The organism is Epibacterium ulvae (genome assembly GCF_900102795.1).
Taxonomy (GTDB): Bacteria; Pseudomonadota; Alphaproteobacteria; order Rhodobacterales; family Rhodobacteraceae; genus Epibacterium; species Epibacterium ulvae.
Genome location: NZ_FMWG01000015.1, coordinates 25,904 through 50,698, shown reverse-complemented (window position 1 = coordinate 50,698; position 24,795 = coordinate 25,904). Strand labels below are relative to the sequence as shown.

Sequence of the window (24,795 nt, the reverse complement as noted above, 5' to 3'; positions counted from 1 at the left end):
GGAGCTGTTGGGCGCCGGGAAGGGATCATTCAGCCGCCGTTTTATATGCGTCCAGAACAAGCCCGTGGAAATGGTGCACCGCGTGTTCAGATTTGCCTGAGCCGCTGGGGTCATTCACAATTCGCCCCTGCTGGAAGGCAGGTGTTTTCATGCCGCGCTGAACGCTTTCGACCAAATTGATGTCTTCGACCTGTAAAACCTCATCCAGATAGCGCACAATCTCCTGCTCCATCTCGTTGGCTTCTTTGGTCTCAAGGAAGAAATCATAGGTTTCAAGCGTGCGGTCAGGGCCTGCCGGGATGACGTTCAGAATGATCATCGACGACCGACCGGGATAGCGCATGATGCAGGTATTGGGCCAGAGCCACCAAACCGCATGTGTTTTCACAGTTGCATTTGATACGTCATAAGCGTTGTTATTGGGATTGTTCCCCGCCTCTGCCATATGGCTGGAATAGATGCCGTAGGTTGTGACCTTGTAGGTATCCATGTCGACCAATTCGCAGAAATCTTTGTGCGCGGTCGGGCAATGGTAACATTCCAGAAAGTTGTCGACGACGTTCTTCCAGTTCGACTCGATATCATAGGTCAATCGGTGGGCGAAGGTCAGGTTTTCTATATCCGGGGCCCAATGCTTGATCTCTGTTGCCAGATCGCCGGTGCTTTCGGCAAGCGATGGGGCAGAAGGGTCGAGGTTCACATAGATGAACCCGCAAAACTCTTCGACTTGTACTTGATCAAGGCAGATTTCCTTTGGATTGAAATCTGTAAGCCCCTCGGTTTCTGGCGCGCGGGCAAGGTTTCCGTCCAGCTTGTAGACCCAGGCGTGATAGGGGCACATGATGCGCGTCGTGTTGCCGTCGCCCGACAGCAATTCATGCGCGCGGTGCTTGCACACATTGTAAAAGGCCCGCAATTTATCCTCGCGGTCGCGCACAACGGCGATTGGATTTCCTGCGATTTCGATTGTCGTGTACGATCCGGGTTCACGTACCTTTTCAATGTGGCAGACCCACTGCCAGGTTTTGGAGAAAATCGCTTTCAGATCAGCGTTGTACCACTTGTTCTCAACATAAGCTTCTTTGCGCAGAGACAAGGAACGCGAAACGTCGGTGTCATACCCTGTCGAGATGGCTGAAAACTCGCTGGCGGATGGCTGTTCAGTCATTATGATCCTCTTAAACCTCAAGCAGACCGGTCGATTCATCCGTGCCGGTGTTGAATATTCTGGCGTGGCTTGAATGATTCAACTTGTCTTCATTGGCTGCCACTTTAACCTTATTCGCCTTTTGCTTTTGTTTTAGGATCGCCAAGAGTAACCATAGGTTGTCTGCATCGGTTGGCACCCTGGGAGAGTGCGGCCTTGATGGCTATCAAGGAGAAATTGATGACGAAATAAATTAAGCCGGGTCATCAATTATAAGGGAAAATACAGGTCAGGAGGTTGCCTATGGTAGAAGATCATATTCCGCACGGAGTGGCATTTTGCCGTCTGAACGACAAAGAGGTCGCGACCGAACATTATGTTTTCATTCTTGTCCCGAGTCTGTCGATGAATGCCCTTAGCTCTGCAATCGAGCCATTGCGTATCGCAAATCAATTGACCCGGAAAGTGCTGTTCAAATGGCGGTGTTTGTCCGAGGACGGCCAGCCGGTTCGGTGTTCAAACGGGTTGGAAGTTTCAGTCAATGGAAGCATCGACGACATCCAGCCGCACGAGATTGCAATCGTATGTTCGGGCGTTCAACCAAAAGCCATGTCGTCAAAAAAGGTCGCGGATGAGATTCGACGTGTTTGGAGGCGTGGTCAAACTGTTGGTGGGATTTGCACCGGCACCTATACTCTTGCCGAAGCGGGGATCCTCAAAGGCACGCCGGTGACGCTGCATTGGGAAAACATTCCTGCCTTTCGCGAGCTTTACCCCGATCTGGACGTCAATGAACATCTTTTTCATTTTGGCGACCGGATCTGGACCTGTGCCGGGGGCGTGGCTGCAACCGACATGATGATAAGCCGCATACTCAAGCTTCACGGATTAAAGCTGTCTCGTGCGGTCACCACGATGTGTTTGCATCAAGTGCCCCGCGTCGAGACCGAGCCCCAAAAGGTTGGCTCTGCGGCGGCCATCACTGTGCGCCATCCGTCACTGGAAAAGATCATCGACTTTATCGAAAGCGATATTGAAGGTGATTTGACCCTTGATGCAATTGCCAAGAACGCCAAAATTTCAAGGCGTCAAATGGAACGGTTGTTTAAAACCTATCTCGCGATCACGCCAAAACAGTTCATCAAACAGAGCCGGCTCCATCGAGGACGCGCGATAATGGCAGAGACCAATCTTTCTACCGCAGAGGTGGCGGCGGCATGCGGTTTCAATTCCAGCAGTCATTTTTCAAAAAACTTCAAGGAACTTTTTGGTGTGTCCCCTTTTCACTTCATCCAAACAGGCGAATACAAGTCACCGTCAAGACGCAGTAGGGCGACTTGTGATAAAAATTAGCATTCGGAAAATGCGCTGCGCTCGCCCTTCGTTCTGAAACCAGGAGGCCTTGCTATTTCTTCTATCCCCTTTTCTTTGAAGACCTCGGCTGGCGTTTTTTCGGAGATTAGAAGGTGCCGACGGTGAGGCATTTAACGAAGGACGGAGCACGCTATCCAAAGGAATTGCGCGCCAGAGCGGTGCGGATGAGTTAGGGTCAGGACCCATTGATTTCCGGTTGGCTGCGTGATTCACGGTTCGCAAAATCGAGTGGTGAACATGTCTGATCTATTCTGGCTGACAGATGCGCAGATGGCGCGTCTTGAGCCCTTCTTCCCCAAGTCACACGGCAAACCTCGCGTTGATGATCGTCGGGTGCTGAGCGGCATTATCTTCATCAATCGCAACGGGTTACGATGGCGCGATGCGCCTAAGGAATACGGCCCGCACAAGACACTCTACAATCGCTGGAAGCGGTGGAGCGACAAGGGCATCTTCGCCGAGATGCTGATCGGCTTGGCCGCTGATCATGGTGAAGAGAAGACGGTCATGATCGACGCAACATATCTCAAAGCTCATTGCATGGCGTCCAGCCTTGCGGTGAAAAAGGGGGACGTGGCCCTATGATCGGTCGCACCAAGGGAGGTATGAACACAAAGCTGCACGCCATCTGCGACAGCCAAGGGCGTCCTCTGAATTTCTTTGTGACCGCCGGTCAGGTCAGCGATTACATCGGTGCACGAGCTTTGGTAGGCAGCTTGCCAAACGTCAAATGGCTGCTCGGCGACCGGGGTTATGACGCTGATTGGTTCAGAGAAACGTTGCAAGACAAAGGGATACGCGCCTGCATACCTGGTCGAAAGCAACGCAAGAAAACCGTCAAATACGACAAGCGCAGATACAAGCGACGCAACCGCATCGAGATCATGTTTGGCAGACTTAAAGACTGGCGGCGGGTAGCAACACGATACGACAGGTGCCCAAAGGTTTTCTTGTCCGCAATCGCACTCGCCGCTCTCGTCATTTACTGGTTATGAGTCCTGAGCCTAGACTTTCCCAAAACTGGGTTCTCGAAGGTCCTTAATTGCAGGGCATGATCGAGTTAGTGGCTAAGTGCCACTCTCAGTCGTTAATCCCGCGGCTTTCGGTTGGTTTGCGCGGTCTGAACTGCTTTTCAGCGTGGCAAGTCCCGTTCCGCTAGAGGCAAAATATCTGACCAAAAAGGCAGAACTATGTGATCATTTACAACAAGGATGAGAAGGAGCACAAAGTTTTGCCTCTGATGCTGAGTTTTTCTCTTTAAAAGCAAAGGGACCAAAATTCTTCGCACAGCCAATTTTGCCTCTTTGGTCACATAAGTCTGCCTCTCAGATCACATGCAGTCTTATTACGAAAACCCAATAAAATTGGTTTCGAGAAATGTGGGGTGCTTTGATGTGACTTCAACGAAAGCAGACGTTCAGCATCGAACACCTAAATGGCAACTATGCGGACGAAGCGAACATTGTAGTGCCCGTTCTATCTGGTTATTGAGCGCACCAAAAATAGAAGAGTATTCAAAATGTGGATATCCAAATTGTTTGGAATTAAAAAGCCCAAAGAAGCACCTGCAAGCAATCCGACTATGGTCATTGCGCAGCTCAATGCTCGTGTTCAACCTATTGACCGAGGTGACTACTTTGAAGACCCTCTTGATGAAGTGTTGAGATCATCAGGGTTGGGAGAAGTTACTGGAGGGGGCACGCAGTTGACGGACGAACCTGACGGTATCGAATTTTGCGATGTTGAAATTGTGGTGAATGACGCTTCTAAAGGCACTCTAGGCACAATTATTGACACTTTAGAACAGCTTGGCGCACCGAAAGGTTCGTTGCTCAAAGTATCTACAGAGCAAGATGCGATCCGATTTGGGAAGTTGGAAGGCTTGGCACTTTTTCTAAACGGAACAGACTTGCCTGACGAAGTTTATGCTGCATCGGATATCAACAACATCGTTTCTCGCTGCAATGAACTTATGGAAGGGATAGGTAGTTTTCGTGGACATTGGGAAGGCAGTAAAGAGACAGCGCTCTATTTTTACGGAAGCGATTTCGAAGCCATGAAATCCGCGATAGCCCATTTCGTTGAAAACGACCCCTTGTGTGCGTTGAGCCGAATTGTTCAAATCGCATAGCTAAGAATTTGGGGGGTTTTCGGTTCGTTCTCGACCTTCGTCGCGCTTGCGCCAATGGCCGCTTGCTGATTTCTGATCGCTGGCCTCGATCAACTCACGCGGTTATGATCCTGTCAAAATTATTGAATTTGAGCAGGTATTAGAGATGTTGCGCAGCAAACTGTTTTGTCTTTTTTCGGGAGCGTTGATGGCAGGAGTGCTGGGCTTTGCACTTGCCTCGTGTGTGCAAAACACTGCCGTAAACCCAGAGCTGGTCGCTGCTTCAGATGTCACGACAGCACCCTCACGTGTCGCCATAACCATTGATGATCTTCCTTACGTCATGCCATCGCGAACCAGTCCAGAAGACGGCTTGAGATACACCAATCAAATCACGGCTGCTCTGCGAAAGCATGGTATTGTCGCAACTGGCTTTGCAGTGGGGCAACAAATCAATGCCCGATCACTTCATGCGCTACAAGCTTTTGCAGATGCTGGCCACACAATCGGAAATCATAGCTGGTCGCATCCTGATTATGGAACGCTGACACGCGATGCATTTTTCGAAGAAACGCGTCGGACTGACGAGGTGTTGCAGCAGTGGATTGATGAGCAACGGTTTTATCGTTTTCCATTCTTGCGTGAAGGAGAAACAGAAGCAACGAAGGTGGCAGCGACAGAAATCCTATCGGAACTTGGGTATCAAAATGTCCCAGTGACCATTGATAACGACGAATGGCAGTTCAATGCTGACTATGTTGCGGCGCTCGAAGACGGCAATGGCGAAGCAGCTGCCATCATAGCACAGAATTATTTGGCCCACATGAAGGAGCGCACGGCATTCTTCCAAAATCTAGCGATTGAAGAACTCGGTAGCGACGTTGATCATATCCTGCTCATCCACCTCAATCGGATCAATGCAGATCACTTTGGGACACTTCTTGATTGGTATGACGAGCAAGGCTGGTCTTTCATTCCTGTTGAAGAAGCTATGATGCATCCTCTGTTTTCTCGCCTGGATAATTATGCGGGACCGCAGGGGCTGTCTCAGATTGAAAGAGTGCTTGGCGGGAAGCGGGAATAGGCCTGACAGTCGCTCGCCCTTCCTAGACCAGACATTGGTGTAAGGCACAGCATCGGTGCCTCTGGCCTCGAAGCCGTCATTGGCCGCACTTAGTACGAAGAGCCGCTTTTAGCGGTTTAGCATTCTTCATACGAAGCCAAGTTTATTATGTACTGGGAGCTAGGTTCGGAGAGTGCAACCAATTTGCATAATCATTAAGTGTGCGTATTGTGCGCTGTGTATCGTAAACTGTTGAGACGCACGTTCAGCTGCGAGGGGAAGTTTCGCTTGGGTTCAGTCTTTCTCAGAATCACCGCGAAGGGGGAATTGTTATGGCTAAATTTACCCATGATGAGTTGAAGCAGAACCTGCTCAAAGCCATGCAGGATGCCGTGAGCGGCCCAGTTTTTGTAACAGAGAGCGGAGAGCCAACTCATGTGCTGATGAGTTATTCGCAGTATCAGCAGATCACCTCTAAAGGAGCCAATATCGTTCAAGCCCTGTCTATGCCAGGGTTGGCTGAAATTGACTTTGAACCTCAGAGATCTTCCGTTTCGGCGAAGCCAGTAGACCTCTAATGCATTGATGTACGATTAATGGCCGCCTTCAGTCCCTTACACAAAGACACATGAGCCGTTGTTGAGAAATGGACCGAAGACGAATTCATGGCTGGATACGACGGCCTTTGGCACGGCCGTCTCTACGTGTACTTGCACATCTTGATCAGTTTATTTGAGCAGTTAGCTCGGAAAGCGATAGCTATTTCGGCCAAACCGCATCACCTCCGCGCTCGGCAAAGTTTTTGCTTCGAGCATGTGCCGTGAGAATTTCACGTCTCTTAAAACGGCCACCATCCGTGGTGTACGCGCTCAGCGATGACGAGGCCAATTCCAAACAAAGAAAGCGCAATGGACGTTGCTGCGATTTTGGTTTCGTTAGACATGCTATACCCTCCATGGGTTAATTTGTTCAGTGTTGGGTTTCGTCTTTGCATTCACGCTACACGCTCGTCGCGTGTCGCGCTAGCATGGCATTCGGTTGTTTCATAGAACATCGTCTCGTCTGAAAATTAAACGACATCTGGTACCGAGTGGAAGCGGCTTTAAGCCTTGATCCAAACGAATGACGGCCTCAGCTCCTGGTAATCGACCAGATTGATTTGAAAGCTCAACGACGGAGATGTATCGCTCGCGAAACCGCTCCATTGACTTCGCACAGACGTATCTGCGCTTTCTGCCGGTCTGAAGTTCGGTAACTTGTTTTGGCTTTAAAAAATTCTGGTCCAGCAGGCCTCTAATAGTGCGGATATTCAAGCCAAGGATTTCAGCGGCGCGAGCTGGTCGAATTGTGCCTTCATGGTCCCTTGCTATGATTTCCTTCAAGTCCTCCAATGCCACTTGAAATTCTGGAAACTGTACCGCGTCAGGGTCTGAAGCCGCCAGAGCGATCCGGTTTCTCAAGATGATTTCGACCACCCGTTCTGTTGGTATCCGGAGCCGGTGCGATGCTGAGGGAATATCGAGGTAGGCTTTGCCAGAAACTTTCGCGGCAATCAAATCGCGTAGCACGGCCAAAAAACGTTCGATTTCGCGTGGATGGTAGTGTGGGTAGGCATTCTTGTCGGCGAAGTATTTGGAGATCAGTCCCGCATTCGTAAGTTTGGTAAGCATGAACCGCTCGATCCCAAGCTTTGAAGCAGTCTCTCCAGCATTCAGCAATGCATCGGAATCCGTTACGATGTCGTTGATAACTTCGGTTGAGACATATCGCTTCAGCACAAAACCGCGGCCGGAGGTGTTGCGGGTCGCGAGCCCCATTGCTTCCAGTCGTCGTGCAAGCTGCCAGCCAGAGACGCCATAGCGGCTGCGAGCGGTGGATAGAGAATGCACGTATTGCTCGGGGCAGGGCCGCCCCAAGACAATTGCCCCTTCTGCAATCGGGAAATTCTTGAAGATAAAATCGCGCACCAGATCACGGATGACGTCAAACGCTGGATCGTCATCACGATGTCGGAGCCATTCAAAGAACACGCGATACCGCGTGCGGTAGAGCGTGTTGTCCACTGGATGTGCCTCTTGGATTTCCTTGAGCTTTCGTCGAACCGCATCTGGTCCTTTTCTCAGCACGTCAAACCCGGCGCTGCCTGCTCTCGCCCATTGAGCTGGGGTTGCATCATCACGTTTGAAACTGGCCCCCTGCGTCAGCAGCAAACCAAAGCCCTCGCAGGTTTGCGCCGCGACGTGGAAGGGCAATTTGTCCAACCAAGAGGAGCCCGGACCATTCTCAATCCGATCTCGAAGATAGTTTTCCAGTTTGAGATCAGATTCATTCGCGGGCTCAGACAATATCGGATCGTATTGATCGCACAGGTGCATGAAATCAAACGTGTCCTTGTTGCTGCGCGCCTTTGGCATTGGCACCAAATAACAGCCGTGACGTTTGCAGGTCCTTACAGAGGTGAGTTGCCAGACGCCAAAATGTGCCGCGTCCGTCGATTTCGTCGCCTCCCTCAAGCATTCAGGACAGGCCTTGAGCGCAGTCCGATTGAAGGCCGTGAACTTGATCGTTTCCGCGCCCAGTTGTAACCAGCCAGGAGACGTGAGTTGCGGTGTGCCGTGCCGAAGATCCACGGCGGAGCAACCGGCCAAGGATGCTAGACGGACTACATCGTCTGGTTCGCCGTTGGTAATTCCAAGATAAGTAAGGCCCACGTCTGAGCTGAAGGTAATGACCCGCGGAGCGCCATTCTTGCGGGTCAGGCGTGAGGCCAATGACGCCGCCGTCTCACCTTGCTTAAACTCCACTGAGAGCGGGAGTGCTTGAGCCATTGCAAACATCATGTATCTGCCTCCGGGAAAACCTGGCGGGGATCGACCCTGTAAAAATCTGGGATAATAAAGGGATTGAGGGTATCGTCGCAGGCCGATCGGCAATGATAGGCCTTGGCAAAGTGTTCCCGTCGCAGGGTCGAGGACGCTTCAAGAAAAGCCTGTTCAAGCGCTGCGATTGTAAGCTCGATCACCAAACCGAATTGATTTGCGGCTGCATGAATTAGGCGTTTGCCCATCGCCTGTTTCTGGATGCTTTCGTGAGCTGAGACCTCCCCAGCGTCACAATATGCCCCGATCAAATCGACTGCGTTTTGTGCGTCTGCGATCGGAGAGAGGCTGTTAAATCGGACCGTCTTCATGCGCCGCGCAAGCTGTGGGTCATGGTTCAAAATACCTTCCAACTCCAGCGTGCCCGAAAGGATGATTCCGACCGGCCATTCAGGATCAGTCATAAGTGTTTTCAGCATGGAAGCCACCGAAGCCAATTCATGTTTGGTGCCGCGCGATGCGAGTTCCTGGGCTTCATCGAGAAGAATAAAAGCAACCCCCAGCTCCTTGAGCTGATGACGCACCAGATCCCATATGTACCATGCCTGCCGTTCAGAGCTGATCTTGTAACCAAGTTCCCGCAGCAAGGCTTGGCCTACAGATTTCTGTGTGGCCGGTGATGGCGCACGAAGGCTCACAATACACCTGTCGCCATGCCCCTCCGCCCGCAGACGTTCTTGTGTTTGCTGTGCAAGGAAAGTCATGGCAGTGGTCTTGCCCGCGCCAGATGGCCCTGAAAGGGCCATGCCGTGAGCTTCATTGATTTGCCCGGCCTCGATGTCTGCCAGACGTTTCTCAAGCAAGAGCGTAAACTGGGCCTCAAGCGGTTCAAAACGTTCATGATTGATGAAGTGATTGCGTAGAGTTGAAACGCGTTTGGCGGTGTGTTTGATGCGATCATTGGCCATTGTTGAAGGTCCAGCGTTTGCGGCGCACGGGTACGCCTGTGTCCGAAGAATTGGGAGATTGTTGTTCCGGCAGGGATTGCGTCTCGGCTGGACTCGAACCCGACCTGCAGCGGTGCAGCAGAAGGGTCACGGCGAGATCTGCCGCGCCCCTGCTGCTCAATGACCGATCTCAGTCCAAAGCCGTCATTGTCCTGACAAAATTGGTTCTACGACAACATTGGTAATGCTGTGTAAGGCTGAAGAATGCCGATTGGGGGAACTTAGCTGCGTGCCAGAAACACCACCGTCATTCCTAACCCGACGAAAATTACGATGGAACGGATCACATTTACCGGCAGCTTCTTTGCGAGTCTTGCGCCTACATATCCTCCAATTGTTGCGAGGATCATCATAAAAGCGGCTTCTTTCAGGTAGACGATCCCGGCCAGCAGGAACGTCACGACGGAGGCTCCGGATAAGATGAACGACAATGCGTTTTTTAACCCGTTCATCAGGTTGATGTCCCGAAACCCCAGACCCGAAAACAGCGCAAGAAGGACAATTCCCAATCCACCGTTGAAGTATCCGCCATAGGTCGTGACGGCCAGTGTGGCCGCGTTTCTGCCAAAGGGGTTCGCTTTGCGTTCACCTTTGGTCCAGCTGCGAATTTGCTTGTCGAACGCAAATAGCAGCGTCGCAAATAGCAACAGCCATGGAACGATAAAACTGAATACTTCAGACGGCGTTATCAGCAACAAAACTGCTCCCAGGACCCCGCCTAAGACTGACAAACCCAACAGGACAAATAGTGCGCGCCTGTCGTAGGCTTGAATCTCTGACAGAAATCCTACCGCTCCGCTGAGATATCCCGGAAAAACCGCAACAGCGCTTGTTGCATTCGCCGGGATAGGAGGCAATCCAACGAAGACCAGCGCTGGGAAGGTTAGAAAACTACCTCCGCCAGCAATTGAATTCAGGACACCTGCAAGAAAAGCGGCGACAGATACGATCGTGATTTCAAGCATTCTTCACCAGATAGTCGTGCGCCGACAAGGCGAAGATATCGACAAGGGAATAGAGTTCATCCAACATGATGTATTCGTCGGCTGTGCCCAGGTTATGGGCCATCAATCCGCAGACAACGACTGGCACGCCTGCGTAGCGATACAGCCTGGCGTCAGACGCCCCGACGCGCATGGTTACTGCCGGCTCTTGTCCCAAAACCTCAATACAGTTTTGACGCACCGCTTCGATCACGGGGTGGTCCGGGGCGGTCCAGCTGGGTTCGTAGCGGCGCGTAATTTCAAGCTCAACCCCATCAAAATCCTGACATATCCGGTTCATCTCGGCCTCGATCTGCGCGACTGAAACACCAACCGGCAGCCGGACATCACAAGTGAATTTAGCCCTGTCGGCAACCAGATTCGACAATCTGCCGCCGTCAATTGTGCCGAATGTGATTGTCACATTTTTCAGCACGTCCGTTTCACCTTTACCTGACATGCGTTCGGATTTTTCAGACCACTGATCAATGAACGGGACAACATTGTTGCCTGTGTTTCCAACCGGAAAAGACCGCAAGGATTTGAAGCTGTCCATAACGGCGGTCAGTTTCTCGATTGCGCTTTCCCCGCGGTGAACATGGGCGGCATGGGTGGATTTGCCATTTGCCGTAACCTTGGCCCAGATCATTCCTTTCTCGCCAAACCGCAAAATATGCGGGGACCCGACGTCGCCACTTATCATAGCGTCGCCCTTTGCGTGCGGAACGCTGTCGAGCAAGTATTGGGTTCCCAGCACCCCCATAGTTTCTTCGTCGCCGACAAATGTACCCACGATTTCGCCAGGGAAATCCGCCCCGGTATCGGCGAGACATTTCATTGCCAAAAGACTGGCCGCGATGCCGCCCTTCATATCAGAGATACCCAGTCCATAAGCCTTGTCGCCGTCCACTTCGCCTTTTGGATCGCGGGTCCAGCCAGACAAATCGCCGGCAGGAAATGTATCCATATGCCCGTTTAGGATCAGACGTTTTCCGGGGCGATTGCCCCGGAGACGGACGACGACATTATGCACCGGTTCTTTTGAGACAAAGCGCTCAATCTCGACACTAGGTATCGACGCTGCAATGGCTTCAATTTCGTCTGCCATCGCCCGAACATCTCCTTCGGGCTGTTGGCTTTCGATTTTCACCAGACGCAGGGTTAGATCGACGACTTGTTTTCGATTTTTGTCAAGCCAAAACCATATTTTGTTGCGTACATTTGGCTCGGTAATATTGGCTTCCATTTTCACGCTTCCACTAGATCAGCTTGTTGATTTTTCTTCATCCGGCGTCGCTGCATCAGAACTACAGCGGCGTAAGCCAGAATGCCGAAAATGTAGATAATCTCCTTAGGCATCCGACCGGACTGCTCTAGACCAACTGAGGTGACATAATCGCCCCAAGTAACCCCAAGCTGTTCGGCTGGGCCATTAAATCCAATGTCAGAGACTACGGTGCGCCCATCACTTTCGACCTCAACTGAGATGCCAACGGCTTCCAGCAAATTGTCCGACGCATTTGGAACAGTTGCAGTGAACAGTTTGAAGCGGTCCCCGTATTCGGTTTCGCGGGTGACATACAAACGCACTTTCTGCCCTTCTCCAACCGACGTTTCACCGGCAACAACTTGTGCCATTTGTACGTCCTCATAGGCAGGGCTGAATCGATCCAACACAAAATCCGGACGGAAAAGGCTGATTACAACAAAAACCAGAAACACGGATTCAATCAGCTTCAGGCGAACGAACATCCACTGAAGTGTCAGGGAAGAGAAGGCGAAGATGGCCATCAACGCAACAACAAAGATTAAGCCCCCTTGCCAGATACTGTCTACTCCGACCAGCAAAAGTTCTGGGTTGAAAATGAACACAATTGGAAGGATCGCCGTGCGGATCGCGTATTTGAAAGATTGGATGCCCGTCTTCATGGGATCTGCACCCGAGATGGCGGAGGCCGCAAATGCTGCGAGACAAACTGGTGGCGTCGCATCTGCCATGAGCCCGAAGTAGAACACATAAAGGTGTACGGCGATCAGTGGCAAAACCAGACCTGACGCGTTGCCTAACTCGACCATTACGCCCGCCATCAATGAGGCAACGACAATATAATTCGCCGTAGTCGGTAGCCCCATTCCCAGGATTATGCTGACGACAGCCACAAGGAACAACAGGATGTAGATGTTGCCCTGTGACAGCGCTTCGACAATTCCCAGCATGGCATTGTTCAACCCTGTCGATGACACGATGCCGACAATGATACCTGCCGCGCCAACGGCTGCTGTAACGGCTGTCATTGATTTCGCACCAGCAACCAGTGAGTAGAATACAATTATCCCACCCGACCGGAGACCTTTCAGGACCGACAAACCATGCTGACGCGCCAGCATCACCTGCTGCAACATAATGATTCCGGCCATCATCATGATTGACCAGAACACGGCGCTTCCTGGGCTCCAGCGCTTTACCAACAGTAGGTAAACCAGCATCCCGATTGGAACCAGGAAGTATGCACCTTCTTTGAACGTCTTGGTCATCGCCGGCAAGTCAGCCTTCGGAAGACCCACAAGACCCATTTTCAGGCTTTCCAGATGCGATATGTAGAATAGCGAGATATATGCGATAAACGCCGGGATCATCGCATGCACGATAACGTCATAGTAAGAAATCCCGATGAATTCAGCGATGATAAAGGCCGAAGCCCCCATGATCGGTGGCATAAGTTGACCGTTGATTGAGGCCGAGACTTCAATTGCGCCTGCTTTGTCACCAGGAAATCCGGTCTTCTTCATCACCGGAATGGTAAACGCACCGGTGGTAACCGTGTTGGCAATCGAAGAGCCCGAAATCATGCCCGTCAGGCCAGATGCCAGAATTGCAGCTTTAGCAGGTCCGCCTCGGTACTTCCCGACGGCGGCAAAAGACATATCAAGAAAGAACTTACCAGCGCCAGCTGTGTCCATGAACGCGCCAAACAGAACAAATAGAAACACATAGCTAAGCGAAACCGCGATAGGGATGCCAAAGATCGCCTCGCTGGTGAGCCAATTGTATCCGACCATCCGTGGTATGGAGACACCCCTGTGGGAAATGATCTCCGGCATGTAGGGACCAAACAGCGAATAGACCATGAAAACACCGCAAACGATAACCAGCGGCGTACCGATCCCACGTCTTGTGGCCTCAAGCAACAAGAGCATCCCAACAGCGGACAGGATCACTTCGTATGGGATGCTAAATCCCAGGATATCTATATTTGCCAGGATACCAGCGCGAAGAACGATGCCGTCATAACCCAGATATACGTATAAAGCGCTGGCCGCTGCTATGATCGCCAATATCAGGCTGAACCATGCTTTTCCTTCGCGCTTTTCCTCGAATTTTGCTGGGAACAAGAGAAAGCAAAGGAACAACCCAAAGGCCAGATGGATCCCGCGTGCGGGCAAATCTACGAAGATACCCCAGCCAAGTGCATAAGGAATCGGCGAAGCGATCCAAAGTTGATAAAGGGACCAAAGGGCGGCCAGGGTGATGAAGGTTTTTGGCCAAGGCCCAAAATAATCGCTGCGTTCTACCTTCAGCGCTTCATCAACGGCCGCTTGTTGCAGTGATTTATCTGACATGGTGCTTTCCAGTTTGGAAGAGAGATGGTCCCTGCCTGTTCAGCAGGGACCCAGGGGGATCAATAGGGAGGGAGAAGTTATTCGATCCAACCTTTTTCACGGTAGTAGCGCACGGCACCTTCATGAAGCGGCGCGGAATTACCGTTGTTAATCATGCTTTCAGGTTCCAGATTGGCAAAAGCAGGGTGCAGACCCCGAAAGTCATCAAGATTCTCAAAAACCGCACGAACAACTTCATAAACGACGTCAGGATCGACGTTTTCATGTGAAACTATTGTCGCATACCCGCCAAACGTCGTGACATCTTCTTTCTGTGAAGAATACACCCCAGCGGGAATGTCCGTTGCTGCGTAGAAAGGGCGCTCTTCAATCAATTTCTGCTCTACTTCAGTGTTAAGCGTGACAATCTGCGCACCACAGCCTTCAGTCGCAACCGCGACACCAGAGTTGGGAACGCCAACAACATAGGTAAAGGCGTCAATGTTTCCGTCGCACAGCGCGTTCGAGTGCTCTGACGAAGTCATTTCGGTTATCAGACCAAAGAAATCACGATCTGTGCCATACCGCTCCATCAACAATTCCGTGGTGCCACGTTGACCAGAACCGGGGTTTCCGATGTTCAGTTTTTTTCCCTCAAGATCCATCCAGGATTTGATGCCGGAATCTGCCGCCACAATCAGCTGGAATGGTTCGGGATGTACTGAGAACACCGCACGAAAGCCTTCGTCGTTTACGACTTTGTCTGACGTCCCGTTAACTGCATAATGCTGCCAGTCAGATTGCGACACGCCAAATTCGAACTCGCCTTGCGAAATCTGGGCCAAATTGTAAGTCGAACCGTTGCTCGACGGAGCCGCACAACGGAAGCCGTGCTTTCGACCCTCTTTGCGGCCTTCAGCGGCTTCTTTGTGAATCATGCGGCAGATTGCATTGCCTGCTACGAAATAGACGCCGGTCGGCCCTCCTGTTCCGATTGTTATGAACTTGGTTTCAGCTTGTACCGATGCAGACGCCCCAAGCGATACCATGGCTGCCAGTGCAGATGTTGTCAGCAGTTTCTTCATCTTTTGCTCCCGCGGGTTTCCCAGAAATGCTGAAAATTAACTGCAGAGGACTATCCAATCTAATAATTTTAATTGCGTAGTTTATAATCAATATTTATAGTGTGAGACATGCAATTTCGAGAAATAGAGTGTTTTCAAGCCATTATGACGGCCGGCACAATGACGCGGGCTTCGCAACTATTGGGGATTTCACAACCTGCGGTTAGCAATACGATAGCCACGTTGGAGCACAGGCTGGGTTTCAAACTGTTTCTGCGCAAGTCTGGGCGACTCCAGCCAACCGCAGAGGCAATAATCTTTTACGATGATGCCCAAAGATTGTTGGAAGCAGTGGAGAGGACAAATGAAGCAGCAACCCGACTGCGACAAAGGAAATCTGGTCACATAACAATATCTGCCTTCCCCGGCATTTCGATAAAGTTCTTACCAAACCTCATCAGTAAGTTTTTAGAAGACCGTGAGCATGTTAAGATTCGCCTGCTTTCGCGCAGTTCACATATTGTGATTGAGCAACTTCCTAGCCAAATGTTCGACATTGCAATTGCAGAAAAACCCTCGCAATTTGTCGGTGTGGATGCTGAACAGTTCAGTTTTCATTGCCACTGCATTGTCGCAAAAGACCATCCACTCGCGAAGCTCGATGTGCTGACACCGAAGGATTTAGATGGTGTTCCGTTTGCGGCATTATTCCGCGACCATATGACAACCTACCAGATCGCGAGAGCATTTTCAGATGCAGGCGCACGATGGAACGTCGTCCTCGAAGCGCAGTATTTTGTGTCGCTTATTGAATTTGTCAGGTCTGGGAATGCAGTCGCTCTTGTCGATCCGATCAATAGCCAGGGGTTCGATGATGAACTGGTACGGATACCGTTCGAACCTTCAGTTCAGTACCAAATTGGCGTCCTAACACCACAGGATAAACCCGTCTCAAAGGTTGCTGGAGACTTTCTGGATTTGATGCGTGTGGAGTTATCCAGTCGTACATGAGCACCTCAACCGTCATAGTCGCCTGAAAGGCAACGACAGCGGGCATTGGTGCAATCGCAGCGAAAGCCCCCTTTGTCCGCACAGCGGTCGCTCGAAAAAACCGAGCCGTAAGACCGCTCACAGCCGATTCTGTGGAAAAACTAACGTTTGCGAGCGCAGAAAAGGCTGTTCAAAATGGGGCGCGAGCGCCTTTCCTATCAGGCTTTTCACGTTTGCTGCGGTGCAGGAAAGATCTTGGCCAGTTTCCGGAGGTTCTGGGCGGTGGCGGCGAGGAGGAATTCGTCGTTTGCGCCGCATGGGCCACGTAATCGCAGCCGTCCCAGCCCGAGGATGCGTTTAAGGTGGGCGAAGAGCATCTCGACTTTTTTACGCAACCGCATCGAGATCGCGTATTGTTTGGTTTTGGCGATGTCGCGGGCAACCTGACGGGCATCTTCGTGTTCTTCGCGAGTGATCTTGCGGGCGTCGGCATTTGGACAGCATTTCATCTTTGATGGGCAAGCCTGACAGGTGTGTTTCAGAGCTTGGTACTTGGCAACGCCTTTGCCTGTGGGCCCACGGTTGGGGTCCGAGTAGTTTCGGCGGAATTGCTTGAGGGGTTCGCCTTCCGGGCAGATGTATTGATTGTTCTCAGGGTCCCATTCAAAGTCGGTGCGGCTCCATGTACCGTCCTTCCGGCTTGCTTGGTTCAGCACGGGGATGTGAGGTTTGATGTGGCGATCAACGAGCCAACCCAACATCGGGCCTGATCCATAGGCGCTATCTGCAATCAGCCTTTCTGGATCAATGTCGTGCTGCGCTTTGATCCTATCCAGCATGATGCGCACAGAACCGACTTCGGCCTGTCGGATTGATCTGGTGCCTTCAACATCCACAATGACGCTGTGATCGGTGTCGATCAGATAATTGGTGGAATAGCTAAAGAATGCTGGGCCTTTACGCGCCGCTGTCCATTGGCTTGCCGGATCAGAATGGGACGTGAACTTGGGATCCACCTTAGATGCCGCACCAAAGGCTGCATCATCCAGCACATCCAAATACTCCTTCACCGCGCGCGGCGCATCGCTTGGATCAATTGCGTTATGGTCCCAATCTTCCTTTGGGGTGGAGTTCTGCTTGTTGGCGTCGGCTTCAATCAGGCTTGCGTCCGCTGCAAGACGTTGTCCGCTGACCAAACCGTCTTCGATGCACCGCGCAACAGTCTTCTCAAATAGATGCCGCAGCAGCTTGCTCTCTCGGAAACGACCGTGCCGGTTCTTGGAAAAGGTTGAGTGGTTGGGCACTGGATTAGACAAATTGAGGCGACAGAACCAACGGTACGCCAGGTTCAGATGCACCTCTTCACACAGCCGACGCTCTGACCGGATGCCAAAGCAATAACCCACCAAAAGCATGCGGATCAGTAACTCGGGATCAATCGAAGGACGGCCTGTGTGGCTGTAAAACTCGGCAAGATATTGGCGGATGTCATCCAGATCGACGAACCGATCAATCGAACGCAGCAGGTGATCTTGTGGGACATGATCCTCCAAGGAAAACTCGTAGAACAATGCTGCCTGTGCTTCCTGCTTTGGTCCCATCATAGCCAAATCCCCCAATCAATAGGGGAATTGAATCAGCGAATGCGCACCCGATCAAGTCAGAGTTTTTCAACAGAATTTGCCCAAAGTGCGCGCACTTCGACCTTCGCAAGTCGTCTCAATATCTTTTCAGGATGACACGTCTCGCGCTGCCAGAGGCAAAATATCTGACCCAAAAGGCAGAACTATGTGATCATTTACAAAGGAGTGAATGGTGGAGCCTAGGGGAGTCGAACCCCTGACCTCTTGCATGCCATGCAAGCGCTCTCCCAACTGAGCTAAGGCCCCACTTACGTTATCTTCGCGTTAACCTGCAAAACATAAGCGATGTCGGTGATTTAAGGGACGTGTCGTTGTGCTGCAAGCGAAAAATGATGCTGGAGCAGAGTTTTTTGGACGTTGGTAGAGAAAAGAAGAGGCCGCCGACTATGGTCTTTGTGGACCCATGATGACAGGCGGCCTGTTCTTTTAAGAGTCGTCTTCAGGCTGCGACATATCTGCGATTTCGTCGAGCGACACGTTGTCGTCGTCGTCATCATCATCCAGAACATCATCGCCCAGATCCATGTCGACATTGTCGTCATCATCTTCCAGAACAACATCTTCTGCTTCGACATCTTTGGCCTTGGCGTTGGCAGCATCCGCTGCGTCCGCTTCGATCATTCTGTTCTTGCCGGTATCAAGAACCACGACCTCTCCCGTGTAAGGGCTGACGATCGGGTCCTTGTTCAGGTCGTAAAACCGTTTGCCAGTGGTTGGGCAAACGCGTTTTGTACCCCATTCTTCTTTGGGCATATGGATCCCCTTGATTTTCGCTTGAGTCGTATCGACGATTCAGTTGCCTTGCCATATGAGGGGTAGACTGTCAAAGCCTTTGCAAGCGGGATAGCGCAATGACTGATCTTAACTTGCCCGGGGACCCAATTATCCCATTGGTTCTGCGCCGTTCTGCGAGAGCGCGACGCATTTCTTTAAGGGTGTCCTCTTTGGATGGGCGGGTGACGCTTACGATCCCGGAGGGGGTTGCAGATCAGGTTGCCGTGGATTTTGCGGCGCAGAAAGAAGTGTGGATTCGCAAGCATCTGCAAAAACAGCCAGATGCTGTGCAAGTTGGCATTGGCACTGTGTTGCCGATTGATGGGGTGCGGCACGAAGTGAGGCAAGGGCAGGGGAGGACGGTTTTCTGCGCAGATGGGGTTTTGCATGTGTCCGCGCGCAACAGCGGTATTGTGATTGAGCGCTATTTAAAAGAACTGGCGCGTGAACGGCTGGTTGGTGCCAGTGATTTATATGCGGCCCGTCTTGGCCAAAGCTATAGCCGTATTACGCTGCGGGATACACGATCAAGATGGGGGTCCTGTTCAAGCCAGAAAGCGCTGATGTATTCATGGCGGCTTATACTCGCACCACCACAGGTGCTTCGGTACGTGGCAGCACATGAAGTTGCCCATCTGCTGGAAATGAACCACTCAGCCGCATTTTGGAACAAAGTGTCTGAGATCTTTGGTGACTATGCTCCCCCCCGTAAATGGCTCAGATTGCATGGGGCAGAGCTGCACCGGTATCGATTTCGCTGATCTACGGGAACAGGGTTTGAGGGTCGGTTTCATGCCATTGAGGGTATTTGTGCATGATGCGGGAAAAGAGTGCGCTGTTGAGATGCGTATCGAGCCATTTTTGCAAGTTCGGCCAGGGCTGGGTGTCAAACCAAGGTTTGTCGATAAAGGCAAACTGGCGGACAAAAGGGAAAATTGCAAAGTCTGCGAGCGTTGGGCGTTCAAAAATCCATGCGTCGATCTGTTGATCCAAGTCGGTCAGAAACTCAGCTGCTTTGTCACGCTGTTCGGCCGGATCATGCTCGGGGTATCGCGTCGCATATTTTGTGCGATCCAGGGCTGATTTGAACGGTCCGTCAGCGCGTGCAATCCATGCATGTCCTGCATCTGGCATATCTAACCAACGCTCTGGGTCGTGATGCGCGAGAGACCATTTCATGATATCGAGGCTTTCATCCAGCACGTCGGTCTTGGTTTGCAGGCACGGCACTGTTGCAGAGGGGGACGTCGCCAAAAAACTCTGAGGTTTCTCACGCAACACTATCTCACGCAGTTCAACGGGCTGCCCTGAAACTGATATCGCCAATCGTGCACGCATGGCATAGGGGCATCTGCGAAAGGAATAGAGAATTGGGATCATGATGCGGTTCCGTTGTGCGTGTACCGAAGGCATTTTAAGGCGATGAACAAGACTCTGCAAATCAGTTGATCTGTTGGATAACGGTATTGCGAATTGCCAAATGCATAAATGGCTTGACCCTTTTGCCATTTGTGATCACATCAAACTATGATCCAGTCACAACGTACCACCGCCGATGCGGCGACAGCTGCCCATGACAGGGTGTTTCGTGCGCTACGCACCCGAATTATGCATGGAGACATCGCACCGGGTGAAGCGCTCACTTTACGTGGAATAGGTCGCGAGTTCGATGTTTCAATGACGCCAGCGCGCGAAGCTGTGCGGCGCTTGGTTGCAGAAGGCGCACTGTTTCTGTCGTCGTCCGGTCGTGTGTCTACGCCAGAGCTCAGCAATGAACGTATTGAAGAGCTTGCGGCGCTTCGCGCTTTGCTAGAGGTGGAACTGGCAAGCCGGGCATTGCCGCGTGCACATATGGCGCTGATCGATCGCTTGCAGACCATCAACACAAGCGTTGCTGAGATGATCACAAAACGGGATGCTGTGGGATATATCCGTACAAATCTGGAATTTCACCGCACTTTGTATCTCCGCGCTCAGGCGCCTGCAATGTTGGCAATCGCAGAAACAGTCTGGCTACAATTGGGCCCCACAATGCGGGCGCTTTACGGGCGTCTGCGTCGAACAGAGCCGCCACATAATCATAGATTGATCATTGCGGCGTTAAAGGCCGGGGATGAACCTGGGCTGCGATTGGCGGTTCGATCTGATGTGACGCAAGGATTGCACCTGCTGACAAGCTAACAAAACCCAGCGCTGTGCCGGGTTTTGTTTCATCGGGTCAGTGTTTACGCGGCGAGGCCTTTTGAGCCAATCGCAAGGAATTTCTCGCGGCGATCTTTGATCAGGGCATCGCTATCCAGTTTGCTTAGGCTTGCCAGCATGTCAGCTATTGTGCCTTTCACAGATGCAATCGCTGTTTGCGTATCGCGATGGGCGCCGCCTTTGGGTTCAGAGATCACACGATCCACAACTTCAAGCTCAAGTAGATCTTGCGCAGTTAAACGCAGCGCTTCTGCGGCTTCACGGGTTTTTTCCCCATCTTTCCACAAGATAGAAGCGCAGCCTTCGGGGCTGATAACCGAATAGATCGAATGTTCAAGCATTGCGACTCGGTTGGCTGTTGCAAAAGCGACTGCACCACCGGAGCCGCCTTCGCCGATGATGATCGAAATCATCGGTACGCCAAGCTTGAGGCACATTTCGGTTGAACGTGCGATGGCCTCGGACTGGCCGCGCTCTTCTGCGCCCTTACCGGGGTAGGCCCCCGCGGTATCGACCAGTGTGATCACTGGCAGCTTGAAACGGTTTGCAAGCTCCATTAGGCGGATCGCTTTGCGGTAGCCCTCTGGGCGTGCCATGCCAAAGTTATGGGCCAGACGTCCTTTGGTATCAGAGCCTTTTTCATGTCCGATGACAACTACAGGTGTGTCGTTGAACCGTGCCAAACCACCCATAACTGCCAAATCGTCTGCAAAATTACGATCCCCTGCGAGCGGCGTGTACTCGGTAAACAGCGCTTCGATGTAATCTTTGCAATGAGGGCGATTTGGATGACGCGCGACCTGACATTTGCGCCAAGGGGTGAGGTCTTGATATAGCTCTTCCAGCAATTGGGCTGCTTTTGCATCCAATGCCTCGGCTTCGTCTGTGATGTCCATTTCCTCATTTGCCCGTGCAAGCGCACGCAGTTCTTCGGCTTTGCCTTCAATCTCGGCCAAGGGCTTCTCGAAATCGAGATAATTGGTCATGGGATACGGACTCCATACAGGTTTGCGCCGCTATATGGCCTTGGCACAGCTGAAATGCAATATCTCTGGCTGTAAAGAGCCAACGCACTTGCGGGAAAGTGCCGTTGGATGGCCTTCAGGCAGTTCAGCAAGATTTGTAAGAACGGCTTGTGGCATTGCATGTCTATCAGAGAATTGGCCAAGTCAGGGGCGCTATATGACAAGATCTTATGAAGATCGGATCCAGCGGGTGATCACGTATATTCATGATCATCCAGATGAGGATCTTTCATTGGACCGGCTTGCTGATATCGCGGCAATGTCACGATTTCACTGGCATCGCGTATTTCGTGCGCTCACCCAAGAGACATGTGCCCAGATGGTTCGGCGCATCCGTATGCATCGTGCCTCGATTGCCTTGGTCAAGGGTGACGATAGCATTGAAGCGATTGCTCGTGCGGTGGGGTATCCCAATGTAGCATCCTTTACGCGCCGGTTTTCTGAAGCATATGGCCACAGTCCAGCTGCTTTCCGTGCTGCGGGTCAACTTTGTGCACCCCAACCTTATCTTAGAACCGGAGACTACCCAATGTATTCAGTTGAAATTCGCGAAGTTCCAGCCCGCATCCTTTCTGTCTTACCTCATGTTGGGCCCTATAATGATATCGGTCTTGCGTTTGAAAAATTCTACGGCCTCTGTGCAAGTCGGAATCTATGGGCCAATATTGGGGTGTCGATTGGAGTTTATGTTGATAGTCCTGAGACTGTTCCTGAAACTGAATTGCGCAGTTTTGCGGGCGCCGAGTGGAAGGGGCAGGAGGTGCCAGAAGGAACGCAGCGTTTTGATCTGGTTGCCAGACGGGTTGCGGTTTTGACCTACCAAGGCCCCTATAGTGGTATCTCTGCTGCGTATAATAGTCTCTTTGGAAACTGGTTGCCGACTTCGGGAGAAGAGCCTGCAGACGCGCCTTGCTATGAATTGTATTTGAATTCGCCTCGCGATGTCTCACCAGAGGAGTTGCTGACGGAAATTCATCTCCCACTTGCATAGATCCGCTTATATTCTCATTCAGTTTGGCCCTTTTTAGGGCCATTTTTTTTGGCATCAAAGCGCAACCTTGTTTTTTATTTGCTTAAATTTCCTGCACTGTCCTACGATTTGAAATGGTAACAAATAGGTTGTCATTTTTCTCTATGAATTTGATTTGTAAAGATAATAATGTGATTTGAGGCGTTTCACGTTTAACGGTTGTGATCCGGTCTATGCATCTTTTGCATGAGCGCAGGTAAAATCGGCATTGGCATGTTGGAAAAATTCGCAGCTACTTTGTGAACACGCATAGCAAAAAGACTAATTGCGGCTTCCGACATGGAGAACACACAATGAAACAATTTTTGAGCTTTGCAGCTGCTGGGGTGGTGGCTGTCACTTTCGGCTTCGCTGCCCAAGCTGAGACAACCGTTCGCGTCGCCTATGATGCTGATCCGGTTTCCCTTGACCCTCACGAACAGCTGTCTGGCGGCACGCTGCAACTGTCACATATGGTGTTTGACCCGCTGGTGCGTTGGACACAGGATTTGCAGTTTGAACCGCGTCTGGCCAAAAGCTGGGAGCAGATCGACCCGGTGACCACGCGGTTCCATTTGCGCAGTGGTGTGACCTTCCACTCTGGCAATGCGATGACTGCAAATGATGTGGACTGGACCTTTGATCGCCTGAAAGAAAGCCCAGATTTCAAGGGTATCTTTGCCCCATTCGCCGATGTCAAAGTCATTGATGACACCACATTTGATCTGATTACGACTGAACCATATCCACTGGTTTTGCATACTGCGACGTATATCTTTCCAATGGATAGTGCTTTTTATTCCGGCACAACCACAGATGGCAAAGATAAGGCTGAGTTGGTTAAACACGGTGACAGTTTCGCCTCGCGCAATGTTTCAGGAACCGGCCCTTACATCGTAAGCGAGCGTGAGCAGGGCGTTAAAGTGGTGTTTGACCGCTTTGCGAACTATTGGGATGCAGACAGCAAGGGCAACGTAGACAAAATTGTCCTAACTCCAATCAAAGAAGACCCCACCCGTGTCGCCGCACTGCTGGCAGGAGATGTGGACTTTATCGCGCCTGTTCCTCCAACCGATCTGAAACGTGTTGAGGATGATGCAAAAACCAACCTGATCACGATGCCAGGAACGCGGATCATCACCTTCCAGATGAACCAAAACCGTGTAGAAGCGTTCAAAGATGCGCGCGTCCGTAAAGCGATCGATTTTGCGGTGAATAACGATGCGATCGTCAAAAAGATCATGCGCGGTTTTGGCACTGTCGGAGCGCAGGCTTCACCTGCTGGGTATCTGGGTTATGATGAAGCGCTCGCGCCTCGTTTTGATTTGGAGCAGGCAAAAGCTTTGATGGCCGAAGCAGGCTATGCCGATGGTTTCTCCATCACTATGATGGCGCCGAACAATCGCTATGTGAATGATGATAAGATTGCACAGGCCGTGGCCTCTATGCTTTCAAAGATCAACATCAAGGTTGACCTGCAGACGCTACCAAAAGCGCAGTATTGGCCGAAATTCGACGAGCGCGCAGCGGACATGATGATGATTGGCTGGCACGCAGATACCGAAGATTCCGCGAACTTCCACCAATTTTTGTCTGCTTGCCCCGATGCAACAACAGGCAATGGTCAATATAACTCTGGTGCCTATTGCAACGCGGAAGCGGACAAGTTGATGGATGCATCTAACGTTGAAACCGATCCAGCAAAGCGTGCAGATCTTCTACAAAAACTGGAAGGTATCCTGTATGAAGATGCCGCCTTCGTTCCTCTGCACTGGCAAAACCTGGCTTGGGGCGCACGCAAAGGCATTCACGCAGAAGAAATCGTGAACGCGCTGAACTTCCCTTACTTTGGTGATCTGGTTGTAGACTAAGATATCCGGCGAAGCGCAGGCTAAGGTTTGCGCTTCGCACAGCTGACTTTCGTTCCCAAATGTGACAGATTTTTTTATGGGCATGTCCGCGTTGTGCCCATCAAAAAGTTATTC

21 protein-coding genes and 1 tRNA gene are annotated in these 24,795 nt (G+C 51.4%); 10 read left to right on the top strand and 12 right to left on the bottom strand.

All coding sequences use genetic code 11. From position 1 onward, the window contains the following. Positions 1-25: 25 nt before the first annotated feature. Entirely contained in the window at positions 26-1,168 is a 1,143-nt protein-coding gene (locus tag BLP79_RS17485) for an aromatic ring-hydroxylating oxygenase subunit alpha (RefSeq protein WP_090220989.1), read from the bottom strand. Between the two features lie 282 nt (positions 1,169-1,450). Between BLP79_RS17485 and BLP79_RS17480 the strand changes: the two genes are divergently transcribed. The 5 genes from BLP79_RS17480 to BLP79_RS17460 all read left to right on the top strand — a co-directional run bounded on the left by BLP79_RS17480 (position 1,451) and on the right by BLP79_RS17460 (position 6,272). Continuing rightward, a complete protein-coding gene (locus BLP79_RS17480) occupies positions 1,451-2,500 on the top strand; it encodes a GlxA family transcriptional regulator (RefSeq protein WP_090220988.1) in 1,050 nt (349 codons plus the stop codon). A gap of 258 nt (positions 2,501-2,758) precedes the next feature. Beyond that, positions 2,759-3,516 (top strand): IS5 family transposase gene (locus BLP79_RS17475; RefSeq protein ID WP_090220987.1). Its coding sequence is split into 2 segments (ribosomal slippage): positions 2,759-3,080 and positions 3,080-3,516, totalling 759 coding nucleotides; the frame shifts between segments, so codons are not numbered across the junction. A 524-nt stretch (positions 3,517-4,040) separates the two neighbouring features. Beyond that, on the top strand, positions 4,041-4,652 hold the full coding sequence (locus BLP79_RS17470) for a hypothetical protein (RefSeq protein WP_198512007.1): 612 nt from the start codon (positions 4,041-4,043) through the stop codon (positions 4,650-4,652). Between the two features lie 187 nt (positions 4,653-4,839). Next, complete coding sequence (locus tag BLP79_RS17465; protein WP_157843997.1) at positions 4,840-5,715, top strand: polysaccharide deacetylase family protein; 876 nt, start codon at positions 4,840-4,842, stop codon at positions 5,713-5,715. Between the two features lie 311 nt (positions 5,716-6,026). Beyond that, positions 6,027-6,272 (top strand): type II toxin-antitoxin system prevent-host-death family antitoxin, encoded by a 246-nt coding sequence (locus BLP79_RS17460; protein WP_090220985.1) that lies wholly within the window; start codon positions 6,027-6,029, stop codon positions 6,270-6,272. 465 nt (positions 6,273-6,737) lie between these two features. On the opposite strand, the gene BLP79_RS17455 is transcribed toward BLP79_RS17460, so the two are convergent. The 6 genes from BLP79_RS17455 to BLP79_RS17430 all read right to left on the bottom strand — a co-directional run bounded on the left by BLP79_RS17455 (position 6,738) and on the right by BLP79_RS17430 (position 15,188). After that, a complete protein-coding gene (locus tag BLP79_RS17455) occupies positions 6,738-8,534 on the bottom strand; it encodes a TniQ family protein (protein WP_090220984.1) in 1,797 nt (598 codons plus the stop codon). Continuing rightward, positions 8,531-9,481 carry an ATP-binding protein gene (locus BLP79_RS17450; RefSeq protein ID WP_090220983.1) on the bottom strand — a complete coding sequence of 317 codons (951 nt, stop codon included), beginning with the start codon at positions 9,479-9,481 and terminating at the stop codon, positions 8,531-8,533. The genes BLP79_RS17455 and BLP79_RS17450 overlap by 4 nt, the downstream gene beginning before the upstream one ends. A 260-nt stretch (positions 9,482-9,741) precedes the next feature. Further along, positions 9,742-10,485, bottom strand: a complete 744-nt coding sequence (locus tag BLP79_RS17445) for a sulfite exporter TauE/SafE family protein (RefSeq protein WP_090220982.1) — start codon at positions 10,483-10,485, stop codon at positions 9,742-9,744. Continuing rightward, on the bottom strand, positions 10,478-11,749 hold the full coding sequence (locus BLP79_RS17440) for a M20/M25/M40 family metallo-hydrolase (protein WP_090220981.1): 1,272 nt from the start codon (positions 11,747-11,749) through the stop codon (positions 10,478-10,480). Before BLP79_RS17440 ends, BLP79_RS17445 begins: the two co-directional genes overlap by 8 nt. Positions 11,750-11,751: 2 nt before the next feature. After that, positions 11,752-14,124, bottom strand: a complete 2,373-nt coding sequence (locus BLP79_RS17435) for a TRAP transporter permease (RefSeq protein ID WP_090220980.1) — start codon at positions 14,122-14,124, stop codon at positions 11,752-11,754. A 77-nt stretch (positions 14,125-14,201) separates the two neighbouring features. Further along, positions 14,202-15,188 (bottom strand): TAXI family TRAP transporter solute-binding subunit, encoded by a 987-nt coding sequence (locus BLP79_RS17430; RefSeq protein WP_090220979.1) that lies wholly within the window; start codon positions 15,186-15,188, stop codon positions 14,202-14,204. 108 nt (positions 15,189-15,296) lie between these two features. Between BLP79_RS17430 and BLP79_RS17425 the strand changes: the two genes are divergently transcribed. After that, positions 15,297-16,178 carry a LysR family transcriptional regulator gene (locus BLP79_RS17425; RefSeq protein WP_090220978.1) on the top strand — a complete coding sequence of 294 codons (882 nt, stop codon included), beginning with the start codon at positions 15,297-15,299 and terminating at the stop codon, positions 16,176-16,178. Positions 16,179-16,384: 206 nt separating this feature from the next. Here the strand turns inward: BLP79_RS17425 and BLP79_RS17420 are convergent, their stop codons facing one another. From BLP79_RS17420 to BLP79_RS17410, 3 genes are all read right to left on the bottom strand, one after another. After that, a complete protein-coding gene (locus BLP79_RS17420) occupies positions 16,385-17,761 on the bottom strand; it encodes an IS1182 family transposase (RefSeq protein WP_090220977.1) in 1,377 nt (458 codons plus the stop codon). Positions 17,762-17,970: 209 nt separating this feature from the next. Further along, positions 17,971-18,046: transfer RNA gene (locus BLP79_RS17415), tRNA-Ala, on the bottom strand. 180 nt (positions 18,047-18,226) lie between these two features. After that, positions 18,227-18,553 (bottom strand): TIGR02300 family protein, encoded by a 327-nt coding sequence (locus BLP79_RS17410; RefSeq protein WP_090220976.1) that lies wholly within the window; start codon positions 18,551-18,553, stop codon positions 18,227-18,229. A gap of 98 nt (positions 18,554-18,651) precedes the next feature. Between BLP79_RS17410 and BLP79_RS17405 the strand changes: the two genes are divergently transcribed. Continuing rightward, the gene (locus tag BLP79_RS17405) at positions 18,652-19,335 is read left to right on the top strand and encodes a M48 family metallopeptidase (RefSeq protein ID WP_090220975.1); all 684 of its coding nucleotides are present in this window, start codon (positions 18,652-18,654) and stop codon (positions 19,333-19,335) included. Between the two features lies 1 nt (position 19,336). On the opposite strand, the gene BLP79_RS17400 is transcribed toward BLP79_RS17405, so the two are convergent. Beyond that, positions 19,337-19,954, bottom strand: a complete 618-nt coding sequence (locus tag BLP79_RS17400; RefSeq protein ID WP_090221009.1) for a glutathione S-transferase — start codon at positions 19,952-19,954, stop codon at positions 19,337-19,339. 147 nt (positions 19,955-20,101) lie between these two features. Between BLP79_RS17400 and BLP79_RS17395 the strand changes: the two genes are divergently transcribed. Then, positions 20,102-20,755: a GntR family transcriptional regulator gene (locus tag BLP79_RS17395; protein ID WP_090220974.1), complete on the top strand. Its 654-nt coding sequence runs from the start codon at positions 20,102-20,104 to the stop codon at positions 20,753-20,755. Positions 20,756-20,799: 44 nt separating this feature from the next. On the opposite strand, the gene BLP79_RS17390 is transcribed toward BLP79_RS17395, so the two are convergent. Beyond that, the gene (locus BLP79_RS17390; RefSeq protein ID WP_090220973.1) at positions 20,800-21,762 is read right to left on the bottom strand and encodes an acetyl-CoA carboxylase carboxyltransferase subunit alpha; all 963 of its coding nucleotides are present in this window, start codon (positions 21,760-21,762) and stop codon (positions 20,800-20,802) included. A gap of 196 nt (positions 21,763-21,958) precedes the next feature. Between BLP79_RS17390 and BLP79_RS17385 the strand changes: the two genes are divergently transcribed. Beyond that, complete coding sequence (locus BLP79_RS17385) at positions 21,959-22,792, top strand: AraC family transcriptional regulator (protein ID WP_090220972.1); 834 nt, start codon at positions 21,959-21,961, stop codon at positions 22,790-22,792. Between the two features lie 332 nt (positions 22,793-23,124). Beyond that, positions 23,125-24,681 (top strand): ABC transporter substrate-binding protein, encoded by a 1,557-nt coding sequence (locus BLP79_RS17380; RefSeq protein ID WP_090220971.1) that lies wholly within the window; start codon positions 23,125-23,127, stop codon positions 24,679-24,681. Positions 24,682-24,795 lie beyond the last annotated feature (114 nt).

Excerpts from the sequence above, each read along its gene's own strand:
- BLP79_RS17485 (WP_090220989.1), bottom strand. The coding sequence starts at position 1,168 with ATGACTGAACAGCCATCCGCCAGCGAGTTTTCAGCCATCTCGACAGGG.
- BLP79_RS17480 (WP_090220988.1), top strand. The coding sequence starts at position 1,451 with ATGGTAGAAGATCATATTCCGCACGGAGTGGCATTTTGCCGTCTGAAC.
- BLP79_RS17470 (WP_198512007.1), top strand. The coding sequence starts at position 4,041 with ATGTGGATATCCAAATTGTTTGGAATTAAAAAGCCCAAAGAAGCACCT.
- BLP79_RS17465 (WP_157843997.1), top strand. The coding sequence starts at position 4,840 with ATGGCAGGAGTGCTGGGCTTTGCACTTGCCTCGTGTGTGCAAAACACT.
- BLP79_RS17460 (WP_090220985.1), top strand. The coding sequence starts at position 6,027 with ATGGCTAAATTTACCCATGATGAGTTGAAGCAGAACCTGCTCAAAGCC.
- BLP79_RS17455 (WP_090220984.1), bottom strand. The coding sequence starts at position 8,534 with ATGATGTTTGCAATGGCTCAAGCACTCCCGCTCTCAGTGGAGTTTAAG.
- BLP79_RS17450 (WP_090220983.1), bottom strand. The coding sequence starts at position 9,481 with ATGGCCAATGATCGCATCAAACACACCGCCAAACGCGTTTCAACTCTA.
- BLP79_RS17445 (WP_090220982.1), bottom strand. The coding sequence starts at position 10,485 with ATGCTTGAAATCACGATCGTATCTGTCGCCGCTTTTCTTGCAGGTGTC.
- BLP79_RS17440 (WP_090220981.1), bottom strand. The coding sequence starts at position 11,749 with ATGGAAGCCAATATTACCGAGCCAAATGTACGCAACAAAATATGGTTT.
- BLP79_RS17435 (WP_090220980.1), bottom strand. The coding sequence starts at position 14,124 with ATGTCAGATAAATCACTGCAACAAGCGGCCGTTGATGAAGCGCTGAAG.
- BLP79_RS17430 (WP_090220979.1), bottom strand. The coding sequence starts at position 15,188 with ATGAAGAAACTGCTGACAACATCTGCACTGGCAGCCATGGTATCGCTT.
- BLP79_RS17425 (WP_090220978.1), top strand. The coding sequence starts at position 15,297 with ATGCAATTTCGAGAAATAGAGTGTTTTCAAGCCATTATGACGGCCGGC.
- BLP79_RS17420 (WP_090220977.1), bottom strand. The coding sequence starts at position 17,761 with ATGATGGGACCAAAGCAGGAAGCACAGGCAGCATTGTTCTACGAGTTT.
- BLP79_RS17410 (WP_090220976.1), bottom strand. The coding sequence starts at position 18,553 with ATGCCCAAAGAAGAATGGGGTACAAAACGCGTTTGCCCAACCACTGGC.
- BLP79_RS17405 (WP_090220975.1), top strand. The coding sequence starts at position 18,652 with ATGACTGATCTTAACTTGCCCGGGGACCCAATTATCCCATTGGTTCTG.
- BLP79_RS17400 (WP_090221009.1), bottom strand. The coding sequence starts at position 19,954 with ATGATCCCAATTCTCTATTCCTTTCGCAGATGCCCCTATGCCATGCGT.
- BLP79_RS17395 (WP_090220974.1), top strand. The coding sequence starts at position 20,102 with ATGATCCAGTCACAACGTACCACCGCCGATGCGGCGACAGCTGCCCAT.
- BLP79_RS17390 (WP_090220973.1), bottom strand. The coding sequence starts at position 21,762 with ATGACCAATTATCTCGATTTCGAGAAGCCCTTGGCCGAGATTGAAGGC.
- BLP79_RS17385 (WP_090220972.1), top strand. The coding sequence starts at position 21,959 with ATGACAAGATCTTATGAAGATCGGATCCAGCGGGTGATCACGTATATT.
- BLP79_RS17380 (WP_090220971.1), top strand. The coding sequence starts at position 23,125 with ATGAAACAATTTTTGAGCTTTGCAGCTGCTGGGGTGGTGGCTGTCACT.